13 protein-coding genes are annotated in these 12,694 nt (G+C 58.8%); 11 read left to right on the forward strand and 2 right to left on the reverse strand.

The features are described 5' to 3' along the window. Positions 1 to 104: 104 nt before the first annotated feature. The 4 genes from fliF to fliP all read left to right on the forward strand — a co-directional run bounded on the left by fliF (position 105) and on the right by fliP (position 3,367). Positions 105 to 1,724 (forward strand): flagellar basal-body MS-ring/collar protein FliF, encoded by a 1,620-nt coding sequence (fliF, locus tag J3R80_RS04400; RefSeq protein ID WP_275392543.1) that lies wholly within the window; start codon positions 105 to 107, stop codon positions 1,722 to 1,724. Continuing rightward, positions 1,721 to 2,326 carry a flagellar biosynthesis protein gene (locus tag J3R80_RS04405; protein WP_275392544.1) on the forward strand — a complete coding sequence of 202 codons (606 nt, stop codon included), beginning with the start codon at positions 1,721 to 1,723 and terminating at the stop codon, positions 2,324 to 2,326. The genes fliF and J3R80_RS04405 overlap by 4 nt, the downstream gene beginning before the upstream one ends. Next, entirely contained in the window at positions 2,319 to 2,609 is a 291-nt protein-coding gene (locus J3R80_RS04410) for a FliM/FliN family flagellar motor C-terminal domain-containing protein (protein ID WP_275392545.1), read from the forward strand. Before J3R80_RS04405 ends, J3R80_RS04410 begins: the two co-directional genes overlap by 8 nt. Positions 2,610 to 2,689: 80 nt before the next feature. Next, the gene (gene fliP / locus J3R80_RS04415; RefSeq protein WP_275392546.1) at positions 2,690 to 3,367 is read left to right on the forward strand and encodes a flagellar type III secretion system pore protein FliP; all 678 of its coding nucleotides are present in this window, start codon (positions 2,690 to 2,692) and stop codon (positions 3,365 to 3,367) included. A gap of 21 nt (positions 3,368 to 3,388) precedes the next feature. On the opposite strand, the gene J3R80_RS04420 is transcribed toward fliP, so the two are convergent. Then, the gene (locus tag J3R80_RS04420; RefSeq protein WP_275392547.1) at positions 3,389 to 4,552 is read right to left on the reverse strand and encodes an alpha-hydroxy acid oxidase; all 1,164 of its coding nucleotides are present in this window, start codon (positions 4,550 to 4,552) and stop codon (positions 3,389 to 3,391) included. 226 nt (positions 4,553 to 4,778) lie between these two features. On the opposite strand from J3R80_RS04420, the gene J3R80_RS04425 reads away from it, so the two are divergent. The 5 genes from J3R80_RS04425 (at position 4,779) to J3R80_RS04445 (ending at position 9,710) form a co-directional block, all read left to right on the forward strand. Next, the gene (locus J3R80_RS04425) at positions 4,779 to 5,840 is read left to right on the forward strand and encodes a Hint domain-containing protein (protein WP_275392548.1); all 1,062 of its coding nucleotides are present in this window, start codon (positions 4,779 to 4,781) and stop codon (positions 5,838 to 5,840) included. A 164-nt stretch (positions 5,841 to 6,004) separates the two neighbouring features. After that, a complete protein-coding gene (gene rpsD / locus J3R80_RS04430; RefSeq protein ID WP_191286159.1) occupies positions 6,005 to 6,625 on the forward strand; it encodes a 30S ribosomal protein S4 in 621 nt (206 codons plus the stop codon). 177 nt (positions 6,626 to 6,802) lie between these two features. Then, a complete protein-coding gene (gene hisC / locus J3R80_RS04435) occupies positions 6,803 to 7,942 on the forward strand; it encodes a histidinol-phosphate transaminase (protein WP_275392549.1) in 1,140 nt (379 codons plus the stop codon). Continuing rightward, a complete protein-coding gene (locus tag J3R80_RS04440) occupies positions 7,939 to 8,856 on the forward strand; it encodes a prephenate/arogenate dehydrogenase family protein (protein ID WP_275392550.1) in 918 nt (305 codons plus the stop codon). Before hisC ends, J3R80_RS04440 begins: the two co-directional genes overlap by 4 nt. A 32-nt stretch (positions 8,857 to 8,888) precedes the next feature. Beyond that, a complete protein-coding gene (locus J3R80_RS04445) occupies positions 8,889 to 9,710 on the forward strand; it encodes an extensin family protein (protein ID WP_275392551.1) in 822 nt (273 codons plus the stop codon). A gap of 92 nt (positions 9,711 to 9,802) precedes the next feature. Here the strand turns inward: J3R80_RS04445 and J3R80_RS04450 are convergent, their stop codons facing one another. After that, complete coding sequence (locus J3R80_RS04450; RefSeq protein ID WP_275392552.1) at positions 9,803 to 10,804, reverse strand: DUF2125 domain-containing protein; 1,002 nt, start codon at positions 10,802 to 10,804, stop codon at positions 9,803 to 9,805. A 71-nt stretch (positions 10,805 to 10,875) separates the two neighbouring features. Between J3R80_RS04450 and J3R80_RS04455 the strand changes: the two genes are divergently transcribed. Together J3R80_RS04455 and J3R80_RS04460 are read left to right on the forward strand one after the other, a co-directional pair. Beyond that, positions 10,876 to 11,415 (forward strand): gamma-glutamylcyclotransferase, encoded by a 540-nt coding sequence (locus tag J3R80_RS04455; RefSeq protein WP_275392553.1) that lies wholly within the window; start codon positions 10,876 to 10,878, stop codon positions 11,413 to 11,415. A 78-nt stretch (positions 11,416 to 11,493) separates the two neighbouring features. Continuing rightward, positions 11,494 to 12,693, forward strand: a complete 1,200-nt coding sequence (locus tag J3R80_RS04460; protein WP_275392554.1) for a biopolymer transporter ExbB — start codon at positions 11,494 to 11,496, stop codon at positions 12,691 to 12,693. Position 12,694: the final 1 nt, after the last annotated feature.

Below are 12,694 nucleotides of genomic sequence, written 5' to 3' on the forward strand. Positions count from 1 at the left end.
CGATTCGTTATAAGCCGTTGCCCACTAACCAATTGTTAAGGGCGATCGGGGAAAACTGCGGAATGTGAGGGGGCAGAAGCCCACTCGATTACAGGAGTCGTGTCTTGCAGCAGATCACCTCGATATGGATCAGTTTGGATATGCGGAAACGCATCATCGTGGTGGCGGCGACACTTGCGATGTTCGTCGCAGTGATCGGCTTGTCCCGCATGGCGACGACCAGTCAGATGACATTGCTGTATGCGGGCCTGGAAAGCGGCGCTGCGGGGGATGTCGTCAAGGCGCTTGAGGCGCGCGGCGTAGCCTATGAAGTGCGTGGGGGGTCGATCTTTGTCGACACCGCTCAGCGTGACAGTTTGCGGATGACGTTGGCCAGTGAAGGGCTGCCGGCCAATGGCGGCAAAGGGTACGAGCTGCTGGATGGCCTGAGCGGGTTTGGCACGACGTCGCAAATGTTCGATGCCGCATATTGGCGCGCGAAAGAGGGAGAGCTGGCGCGCACGATCGTGGCCAGCCCGTTGATTCAAAATGCCCGTGTTCACATCGCAAACACAGCGACCCAGATGTTTCGCCAGCGCAACCAGCCAACGGCCTCGGTAACTGTAACCACGGCCAGTGGTGCGTTGCCGGGCGCGCAGGCCAAAGCACTGAAATTTCTTGTGGCCTCGGCAGTGCCCGGGCTGCTGCCGGAACGCGTTTCAATCATCGACAGCCGCGGTGGACTGATTGCGGGTGGGGATGAGCCATCGGATCATCCCGGCCTTGCGTCGGATCGTGCGATGGTGCTGAAACAGAACGTTGAACGCCTTCTGGAGGCGCGTGTCGGCTTTGGGAATGCGGTGGTTGAACTCAATCTTGAAACCGTGACGGAACAGGAAAGCCTGCGGGAACGCCGGTTTGATCCAGAAACCCGCGTCGCGGTGTCGACTGACACGCTTGAGACGTCGAACTCCGCCAAGGACAGCGAGGGTGCAGGTGTAACCGTGGCATCAAACCTGCCAGACGGGGACGCGGCAAGCGGTGGAAATTCGTCCTCGAACACCTCTGAGACGCGCGAGCGGATCAATTACGAGGTGTCCGAGACCACCCGCGAGATCGTGACAACTCCGGGTGCGATCAAGCGGTTGACTGTGGCCGTGCTGATTGACGGGATCAGAACGACAGACGATGCCGGTAACGAGGTCTGGAGTGCCCGAAGTGCAGAAGAGATCGCGAGCCTGCGCGAACTTGTTGCGGGCGCGGTCGGTTTCGACGAGGCGCGCGGCGATCTGATCACCATCAAATCGTTGGAATTTGAACCCGTGCCGGCGTTGGGCACCGCGCCCACCAACGGTTTTCTGTCGGGTGTGGCCATTGATGTGATGGCTCTGGTCAAGATCGTTGTGCTTGCAGCGGTCGCCTTGATCCTAGGGCTGTTCGTGCTGCGGCCCATTTTCGCCGCGCGCGCCACCGAGGTTGCAGGCGAGCGGATTGATCCGGCAACCCTGCCGGAAATGGCGTCAATCGCGCCACCCCCCTCCGCGGCGACAGACACCATGGATGCGTCCACCCTTCCCGCTGTCATCAACACACCCAGAATGGGCGAGATTGTCGATTCAGGATCACCAGAACTGACGGACCCTGATCCGGTGGAGCGGTTGCGCAATCTGATCGCGGAACGGCAGTCCGATACCGTCGAAATCCTTCGTGGCTGGATGGAAGAAGATGAAGAGCTTGCCCGATGAACAAACCCGTCGCCCTGGAAGATTTTGAGCAATCAGACCTGTCTGTTTCAAGCTCCGGAACGCGTTCCGTCGACGAGGCCGAGCTCGAGACCATTCGATTGACCGCGTATGAGTCTGGGTATCGCGCTGGCTGGGATGACGCCCTGAACGAAGTCGATGACAACAAGGATCGCATCGAAGCAGAGTTTGCCCGCAATCTGGAAGACCTTGGTTTCACCTTCCATGAAGCCCGGAGCCATGTTCTTGGATCGCTTGAACCCCTTTTGCGCACAATCGTTGATACGCTGTTGCCCGAAGTCATGCGCGATGCGCTGGGACAAGTCATCAACGACGAGATTATGCCGTTGGCCGAGCAAGCCGCAGATACGCCGATCGAGGTGCGTGTCTCCACCGGCAGTCGGCAGGTTCTGGATCACCTGATGGATCGCGTGACCGCAACGCCTTTGCAGGTGTTCGAAGATGACACGCTGCCGGACGGTCAGGTGTTCCTTCGGTCGGCATCATCGGAACGCTGCATTGACCTGACGTCCGCTCTGGCACGGATCAAGAGAGCGGTGACGGCGCTGTATGAAATCAATGAAAAGGCTTTTGAACATGGATGACGCCCAAACCCCCACTGATCCAAACAATGCCGCAAACCCTTTCGTGCAAGTCCCGATCGAAATCACAATCTCGGTTGGTCGTGCGCGCCCCACGGTAAAAGAGCTTTTGCAACTGGCACGGAATACCGTTTTGCCGCTGGACAAGCGGATCGAAGATCCGGTCGAACTTTATGTTGGTGACAAACTGATTGCGCGTGGCGAGCTGGAAGAGATGGACGGAGACCCACAGGGGCGTCTGGCAGTCCGTTTGACCGAAGTTGCAGACCTGAAATCCGGCCTATGACGCGGTTTCGGATTGGACGTGCAGGACCGTGTCATGTGGTTGGAGTTCTCGCTGCGGCGCTATTGATCTGCACATCAGGAATGGCCAGCGCACAGGACATCACGCTTTCGCTTGGGAACGAAGGGTCGCTGGCGACCCGGACCATTCAGGTGTTTGTGCTGGTCACGCTGCTGAGCCTTGTGCCCGGGCTTGCCGTTATGGTGACCTGTTTCCCCTTTATCGTGACAGTCCTGTCCATTCTGCGCCAAGCCATCGGCTTGCAACAATCCCCACCGAACATGTTGATCGTGAGCCTCGCGCTGTTCTTGACCTATTTCATCATGGAACCGGTGTTCATCGAAGCATGGGCGCAAGGCGGACAGCCATTCTCTGACGGGGCTTTGGATCTTGAACCAGCCTTCTTGGCGGCGGTGGACCCGTTTCGCGTCTTTATGGCGGCGCGCATCGATCCCGAGACGTTCTCTCATCTTGCCGGGTTGCGCGAACAGACAGCGGAAATTGCCATCGGCAACGAGGCACCTTTGTCGCTGCTGGTGCCGTCATTCCTGTTGTCAGAGATCGAACGCGCCTTCGAGATCGGATTTCTGGTGTTCCTGCCATTCCTTGTCATCGACCTCGTGGTTGCCGCGATCCTGATGTCGATGGGCATGATGATGGTGCCGCCAGCCATCGTATCCTTGCCGTTCAAACTGGCGTTCTTCGTCGTGGCGGACGGCTGGACACTGATCTCGGGTGCGCTGGTCAGAAGTTATTTCTGACCAGAGCGCACCAAAAGATTTCTATTCCCAGTCGCCCGAGAAGCCCTTGGGAACACGCAGAATGGATCGATCAACCGTGTTGATATCCGTGTGTCCGCAGAACGCCATCGAGATATCCATTTCCTTGTGGATCACCTCAAGCGCTTTGGTCACGCCTTCTTCACCCATCGCACCCAGCCCATAGGTATAGGCGCGCCCGATATAGGTGCCTTTGGCACCCATCGCGACCGCCTTCAACGCGTCCTGGCCTGACCGAATGCCGCTGTCCAGATGTACCTCGATCTTGTCTCCAACCGCATCAAGCACCGAGGGTAGGGCGCGAATTGAGCTGAGCGCCCCGTCCAGCTGCCGACCGCCATGATTGGAAACGACGATGGCGTCCGCTCCCGCATTCATTGCGTGCACCGCGTCTTCCGGTTCCATAATGCCTTTGACGATGATCGGCCCGCCCCACATTTTCTTGAACTGCCGAATGCGATCCCAATTGAGTGACGGATCAAAGGCTTCGGCTGTCCAGGTGCTGAGTGATGACGGATCGGTCACGCCCTTCGCGTGGCCCACAATGTTGCCGAAGAATCGCCGTTTGGTGCCCAGCATCCCAAGGCCCCATTGCACCTTGGTCATCATGTTGGCAATGGATGCGGGGGTCAGCTTGGGCGGGGCAGAGAGACCGTTTTTCAGATCCTTGTGACGCTGGCCCAGAACTTGCAGATCCACCGTGATCACGATGGCCGGGCATTTGGCGGCGCGGGCACGGTCAAACAGCCGCTGCATGTAATTGTCGTCTTTCAGGGTATAGACCTGAAACCAGAAGGGGGTGTTGGTGTGTTCGGCCACATCCTCGATCGAACAGATGGACATGGTCGACAACGTATAGGGCACGCCGAACTTTTCGGCGGCGCGGGCGGCCTTGATCTCGCCATCCGCGCATTGCATGCCGGTCAGCCCGACCGGGGCCAGGGCCACCGGCATCGCCACATCCTGACCGAACATGGTTGATCGGGTGGACCGGTTGTCCATGTCCACCGCGACGCGCTGGCGAAAATAGAGCTTGTCGAAATCAGAGCTGTTTTCGCGGAAAGTTTGCTCGGACCAGCTGCCGCTTTCAGCATAGTCATAGAACATCCTTGGCACCCTTCGGGCGTAAATGCGGCGAAGGTCTTCGATCTCGGTGATGACTGGCATAGTGAGCTCCGGAAAAATTGGTAAAGTTTTATTACCAGTTTTTTGGGCCCTATGCAATCGCCCCTTTTTTGTCTGCAAGCTGCACATGTGTGAGCGAATGCCGAGACTGTTGCGTTTTCATCGCGCCCGAATCCGGCGGACGATTGCAAAGACAAACTTCTTAACAAAGCGAATCACCCATGCTAGCTTTGGCGTAATAAAAAATAAAAATGGCAGGTTAACGGGCATGGAAACGGGCTTTAACGGCACGTTTGTCATCTCATGGTCGCAGACAGAAGTAGACGGAATGCCGGGTGCACCGGTGACGTCGCTTGGCGTGGGATCAAATTGGCGCTGGACGGGAACACCGTTGCGCGTCGACGGACCACGTGAGCTTCGCGATCTCGAGAGCGCAAGCGGAGAGCAGGACCAGCGCAGGCGTGCAGCGCACAGTGTGTATAAACTGGTCGGGGCAGCGATCGACCCCTCACGACCCCTTGGGTCTCATTCGGTCGACAGCCATCAATTGAATATGGGGTTCGAGGTCACGGACGGCCACGCAAGTTATGTTGCGACCCTGATCGATGGGGCGGATGATCAGGTTCTTCTGATGTTCGCGGGTGAAATGCCCCCGGAGAATACAGATTTCTGGGTGGTGCGTGCCAGTATGCGGCCGACACCGAATAATCAGCTGATTGAACAGCCGGCGGGTGTCATTTGCTTTGCCCCCAACACGCGGTTGCGCACCCATTCTGGTGAAGTCTGCGTGGAAGATCTTCGTGAAGGTGACGAGCTGCAAACCCGCGACAACGGTACGCAGAAAGTGCTTTGGATCGGCACGAAACGCATCACCGGCGCGCGCATGTTTGCGATGCCGGAACTGCGTCCGATCCGATTGCGGGCAGGCGCCATCCGTTCTGGCCAGCCGGATGCCGATTTGATCGTGTCGGGTCAGCATCAGATTTTGCTGAACGGCAAACGCGCGCAAGAACTGTTCAACGAGAACGAGGTTCTGATATCAGCGCGCGATCTGGTGGATGAGCGTCGTGTGGTGGTTGACTACACCATCCGCGAAATCACCTATTACCACGTGCTTCTGGAAAACCACGAGGTCGTCTGGGCCAACGGCGTACCAGCGGAAAGCTTCCATCCAGCAAATGCGGATCTGGACACATTGGATCCCGATCAACGCAACCGATTGGTCGAGATGTTCCCGCAGTTGGATTTCGATCCCATGGCCTATGGCGGTTTTGCCCGTCGCAGCCTGAACCGGGGCGAAGCCGCGATATTGCGCGGAGAAATCGCCTGACACCGCTTTCGGGGCGTTGACACCACCACTCACGGCGCTATAAGCCCCAAATCCGGTCCCGCAAGGGGCCGGTTTTCATTGGTGTTGGTGGCCCCCGCAAGGGGATGCCTGTCGGGCTTCGGCCAAAGGACAACGCCCTTCGACAACTTAGAAGGAGATCAGCCGTGACCAAACGCACCGCTGCCAAGTACAAAATTGATCGCCGCATGGGCGAAAACATCTGGGGTCGCCCCAAATCGCCGGTGAACCGCCGCGAATACGGCCCCGGCCAGCACGGCCAGCGCCGCAAGGGCAAACTGTCGGACTTCGGTCTGCAGCTGCGCGCCAAGCAGAAGCTGAAAGGCTACTATGGCGACCTGACCGAGAAACAGTTCCGTCGGATCTATGGCGAAGCCGAGCGTGTCAAAGGCGACACCGGTGAAAACCTGATCGGCCTGCTGGAGCGCCGTCTGGACGCTGTTGTGTACCGCGCCAAGTTCGTGCCGACTGTTTTCGCGGCCCGCCAGTTCGTGAACCACGGCCATGTGCGCGTGAACGGCAAGAAAGTGAACATCCCGTCCTATCGCGTGCAAGAAGGCGACGTGATCGAAGTGCGTGACCGTTCGAAGCAAATGGCCGCCGTTCTTGAAGCCATCCAGCTGCCCGAGCGTGATGTGCCGGACTATCTGGACGTAGACCATTCGAAACTGACCGCCACTTTCACCCGGACGCCCGGCCTGTCGGACGTGCCTTATCCGGTCGTGATGGAACCGAACCTGGTCGTCGAATTCTACGCGAAGAACTAAGCACAGCTTAAAAATCGCAAGGTTTTGGAACCCGCCCAGGTCATTGGGCGGGTTTTTTCGTGCCTCTTGCAGATGCAGCGAAGCCTCAGGCCCGGCGCACATTCTCTATAACGGCGCATTCGCTCTTTCTTGGGTGCGCCGACCCCTGTAAATCACCTCCTAGGGGGGAGTACCAAGATGACAAAGATCGAACCTCAACCGGGGATCATGCGGATCAAGCCCTATGTGGGCGGTGCGTCCAGCGTCGATGGCGTGGCGAACGTGATCAAGCTCAGCTCGAACGAAAACCCGTTCGGGCCAAGCCCGGATGCCATCGAAGCCTTCCAGCGGGCGGGGCACGAGCTGCATCGCTATCCCAACACCGACCATGCGTCCCTGCGCGCGGCCATCGGTGCGCTTCACAAGCTTGATCCAGCGCGGATCATCTGCGGTGTCGGATCGGACGAGGTCATCACCTTCCTGTGCCAGTGTTATTCAGGTCCAGGGACCGAGGTGATCTATACCGAACATGGCTTTTCCATGTACAAGATTTCGGCCCTGGCGGCGGGAGCCACGCCGGTGAAGGTGCCCGAACGTGAACGGATGGTCGATGTCGACGAAATCTTGAAAGCCGTCACAGAACAGACCAGCCTTGTCTTCGTGACCAATCCGGGCAACCCGACAGGCACCATGGTCAGCCAGGCTGAACTGGCGCGACTGGCGCGCGAGTTGCCGGATCATGTGCTGTTGGTTCTGGATGGGGCCTATGTTGAATATGTCGACGGGTTCGATGGTGGGGCGCGTCTGGTCGATAAATACGACAACGTGTTCATGACGCGGACATTCTCGAAGATGTATGGTCTTGGCGGTCTGCGGATCGGCTGGGGCTATGGTGCCCCCGATGTGATTGACGTGCTGAACCGTGTGCGGGGGCCGTTTAACCTGTCGATGGCGCAACAAGATGCCGCCGAGGCTGCCTTGCACGACCGCGATCACGTCGCCCGCTGCCTGTCGGAAAACACGCGGCTGCGGTCATGGCTGGCCGAGGCATTGGCCGAGCTGGGCGTGCCCTCTGACACCTCGTGTGCCAACTTCATTCTGGCCCGCTTTGCCAGCGCAGACGAAGCCGCAGACTGTGACACGTTTCTTCAGGAACAGGGCATCATCGTGCGCATGGTGGCCGGTTATGGCCTGCCGCATTGCCTGCGCATCACCATCGGGGATGAAGCCTCTTGTCGGCGGGTGGCGCATATGATCGGGAAGTTCAAGGGCGGTCCGCCGGGGTCGAAGCTGATGCTGCTTGATGAAGACAGGTTGGATGATGAGGCCGCGACATGACTGTCCTCTACAACCGCGTCGCCCTGATCGGGCTTGGCCTGATCGCATCGTCCATGGCTCATGCCATGCGTCGCGCCGGGCTGGCGGGTGAAATTGTCGGCACCGCGCGTTCGGCGGAAACACGCGATGTCGCCCGCGACCTCGGTTTTTGTGATCGTATCGTCGATACTGCTTCCGAAGCAGTGGACGGCGCAGATCTGATCGTTCTGGCCGTCCCGGTTGGCGCGATGGGTGCGGTTGCGGCCGAGATTGGCGCGCATCTGCAATCCGGGGCGACGGTGACAGATGTCGGATCCGTCAAGCGCGCGGTGATCGAGGCGGTTGCGCCACATCTGCCGGATCATGTGCATTTCATACCCGGCCACCCATTGGCAGGGACGGAGCATAGTGGTCCCCGGTCTGGATTTGCGGAACTTTTCGACAATCGCTGGTGCATCCTGATCCCCAACGGTGCAGACGAGGCGGCGACCGAGCGGCTTATCAGTTTGTGGAAGGGCATGGGATCGAATGTCGAGGTTATGGATGCCGATCACCACGATCTGGTGTTGTCCGTGACCAGCCACACCCCGCACCTGATCGCTTACACAATGGTTGGTGTCGCCGACGACCTGTCGCGTGTCACAGATAGCGAAGTCATCAAGTACTCAGCGGCAGGTTTTCGCGACTTTACGCGCATTGCGGCATCGGACCCGACCATGTGGCGCGATGTGTTTTTAGCCAACAAAGACGCCACGTTAGAGATCCTTGGCCGATTCACGGAAGAGCTGTTTGCCCTGCAACGCGCCATCCGTATCGGGGATGGCGATGCCTTGTTCGACTATTTCACTCGAACCCGCGCGATCCGTCGTGGTATCATCGAAGCAGGGCAGGATACGGATGCGCCCGATTTCGGTCGGAGTGGAAAACATGATTGATCCTGTCCGCGGGCGTGTGTGAAGGAGTGTTGATGATCGCAGGATATTTCAGGCCATGGATATTGCAGTCTGTTGCAATGGGCACCCTGTTGGGATGTGGCCTTGGCCTGTCGGCGCTCGCCTCGGCGCCGGATACATCATCGCGTCCCGAGCCGCGGCCACATACAGTCACGGTGACGACGGTCACGTCGACCAGTAACGCTCCGTCAATGTCTGCACTCTCGCCGACGCCATTTGCTGTGATCAGGTCACTTCGGCCTCAGTTGCGACCAAAGGGGTTCGCGCGGAAAATCGCGGCGTCGACACCCAAACCCGTCAGTTCGGGCCGCCGCGGGCGCGTCTGCGGTGTGAACGAGATCAAGGGGCAGACAATATCTGCCATCCCGGGCAGGATCCGTGGGTGTGGGGTGTCGGACCCTGTGCGCGTGACCGAGGTGTCGGGCGTGAAGCTAAGCCAGCCTGCGGTGATGGACTGCACGACTGCGAAAGCCTTGAATAGTTGGGTGCGTGATGGGGTGTTTCCGGCGGTTGGGCGGCTTGGCGGTGGTCCCGCTTCGCTGCGCGTTGCAGCGCATTACGCCTGCCGCACACGAAACAACCAGCCGGGTGCAAAAGTCAGCGAACATGGGCGGGGGCGCGCCATCGATATCTCGGGTGTGACGCTTAAGAATGGCGCGACCATCACGGTTCTGAAAGGGTGGCATGATCCGGTCAAGGGTAAGGTCCTGAGAAAGATGCACAAAGCAGCCTGCGGCCCGTTCGGTACGGTGCTCGGCCCTAAATCAGATCGGTTTCACAAGGATCACCTGCATCTGGATACTGCGCGGTATCGCAGCGGATCCTATTGCCGGTGATGGCGGACTGATTGGGGGCGTTGCCCCCCTGCGCGTCCGCGCATTCCCCCCAGGATATTTTTGGCCAGAAGAAAACTAAGAGTGTGTCCGGGTCAGCGGATGCGGATCACCGGCGCCGTGCCGATCGGGATGGGGCCAAGAAACATGCGCCCGCCCGACAGGCGCAATGGCACGTCCAGCGTTTTGTCGTCCCCGGACAATCCCGCTACGAATTGCAGCGCACCGGTGACGGTTGAGACGAGTTCAGGGGCAAGGGCGCCCGACATGCGGGCAATCTCGATCATCTGGCGCCAATTGCGCGCTTTGATCGTGATGTTGCCTGTGGGGATGCCTTGAGCATCGACATCGACCGCGCCTGCCAGCCAAAGCTCCAACTCGCCCCATTTCGCCTTCAACTCGTTCAGGTCGAGACGCGAGACCTGTGGCCGTGCTTTTTCGATGGCGGTGCGATCCCAAGGTGCGGTGAAATCCACATTGGCTTTCAGGGTGACGCCTTCGAAAACAGGGGGCAGCAGGTCGTCCGCGTCCAGCGATTGCACGAAGGACGAGGCCGGGGTCAGGTTCACCGCTTCAAAGTGGATTTCGTGACGATTGTTGCCATCCTCCAACTGGCGGGTTGCCAGTTGGCCGCGCTCAAGCGCCGAAGTCCAGCCAGCGGTAGACGACATGGTGATGTCTGCCAGCACGATTGAACTGCGCTCCAGTGTCAGATCCGGCGTGGGGGACACCATGATCGATCCTTTTACATCGCTGCCCGCGATCTGGATACGCTGCTCGGGGGTAGCAATGACCTGCGTGCCGGGCCAGACCGCGATCACATGATGCGGTTTATAGGACAGGGCGAGGATCTGGAATTCAGGCGCCAGCCACGACAGGCCGGTATCGGGATCGGACAGCTCAAGGTCGGCGAAAATCGTGTCAAAACGATTGGGGAACCCGCGAGTTGAGATGTCAGCAGACTCGGCGACCCAGCCGTCGGTTTGCCGTTCCGCTACCCATGTCTTGAATGCGCGTTCGGTGGCACTTGCACCCATGTACCAGTATCCACCCCAAAGACCTGCCAATACCAAGGCAATCACGATCAATTTGCGCATCACTCTTTCCTCTTGCCGCTCTGCGTGCATATTGGCGTATGTAATGCGACAGGTGGCAAAGAGCGAGTGAAATGAGCGCACAGGATCTTTGGGTTTTTGGGTATGGTTCGTTGATGTGGAACCCAGGTTTCGATCATACCGACGCGGTCGTCGCCACGCTTCCCGGTTATCATCGCAGTTTCTGCATGCGGTCGATCCATCACCGCGGGACCGAGGATGCACCGGGCCTTGTGCTGGCGCTGGATCGGATGGAGGGCGCGCATTGCCAAGGGTTGGCGTTCCGGGCCTGTCCGAAAAGTCACGACAAAACCCTGGCCGAGCTGCGCGAACGCGAATTGATATCATCTGCTTATCTGGAAAAACGCTTGACCATTGTCCTTCAGGATGGGCGCGAGGTCGAGGCGGTGACATATGTGATTGACCCGGACCACGTTCAGTATTGCCAGATCGACCTTTCGGAACAGGCCCGGATCATTGCCCATGCGGTAGGCGGGCGCGGCCCGAATACCGAGTATCTTTACAACACCGCCGCGCATCTGGTCGAACTGGGGATCGAGGATCCGGACCTGAACTGGCTGTCGCAGACCGTGCGCGCAATGGTCGACGCTTAGCGCGCAGACAGGGCTTGGCACCTGCATCGCTTGCGCCTATCCTGTGCGCAACAACAATGGCGACAAGGAATATCCCGCATGGATCAGCAGGATCGCGGGACGCTGACTGCGCCCAAAAAACGAGGGGTCGAGCCGTCTTTCACCCACCCAATCCGCCAGATCTTCGTGATGCTGGTGGTGCTTGGGTTGGTCGGATTTGGCGTTTTCATTGCCCTTCCGCGTGTGCTGCCCGTTTTTCAGGCAAACCTGTATCTGAACGGATTTATCCTGTTCGTCTTCGTGATCGGTTTGCTGGCCTGTTTCTGGCAGGTCTGGCAGGTGTTTTCTTCTGTCGGATGGATCGAAGACTATGTGCAGGAAAGAAATGGGCACGATCCGGATCGTGCGCCGCGACTTCTTGCATCCCTTGCGGCACTTCTGCGATCTAACCGTGGGTCACATTTGCAGATCGGGGCAGCTTCGGCCCGGTCGATCCTTGACAGTATCGCGACCCGGATAGATGAAGCGCGCGATATCACGCGATACATCGTCAACCTGCTGATTTTCCTTGGCCTTCTGGGCACATTTTACGGATTGGCGACAACTGTTCCGGCCGTGGTGGAAACGATCCGGTCGCTTGCGCCGGGCGAAGGGGAAGGCGGCGTCGAAGTCTTCAACCGCCTGATGACGGGTTTGGAAGAGCAATTGGGCGGAATGGGCACCGCGTTTTCGTCCTCGCTTCTTGGGCTTGCCGGTTCTCTTGTCGTTGGTCTGTTGGAGCTGTTTGCAGGACATGGCCAGAACCGGTTCTACCGCGAGCTCGAGGAATGGTTGTCGACCATAACCAAGATCAGCTTCGCTGCCGGAGATGGCGAGGCCGATGGCGGCGATGCCGGGGCTTATCTTGGCGTTTTGGCCGAGCAGATCGAAGCGATGCAGTCGTTGTTTACCCACAGTGATGTTCAACGCACCATGTTGGATGACCGCTTGGCGCAATTGGCCGAAAAACTGGAAACCTTGTCGACGCACCTGGGACAAGACAACGGGCAGGGCGAGGCACTGACCCGGCTGGCCGAAGGGCAGGAACGGTTGATCAGCACCCTGCAGGCGCAACATGACGAAACCGATGCGGGGACCGATGCGGAAAGCCGGATGCGGCTGCGGTCGATCGACGTTCAGCTTTTGCGCATTCTGGAAGAAATGCAGGCAGGTCGGCAGGAAAGCCTTTCAGATCTGCGAAGCGACATGGCGACCTTGATCCATTCCATTCGCGTCGCTTCTGGTCAGGACGAGGCATAGA

Origin of the sequence: Aliiroseovarius sp. Z3, from assembly GCF_029105185.1 — a bacterium.
In the GTDB taxonomy this organism is placed as follows: domain Bacteria; phylum Pseudomonadota; class Alphaproteobacteria; order Rhodobacterales; family Rhodobacteraceae; genus Aliiroseovarius.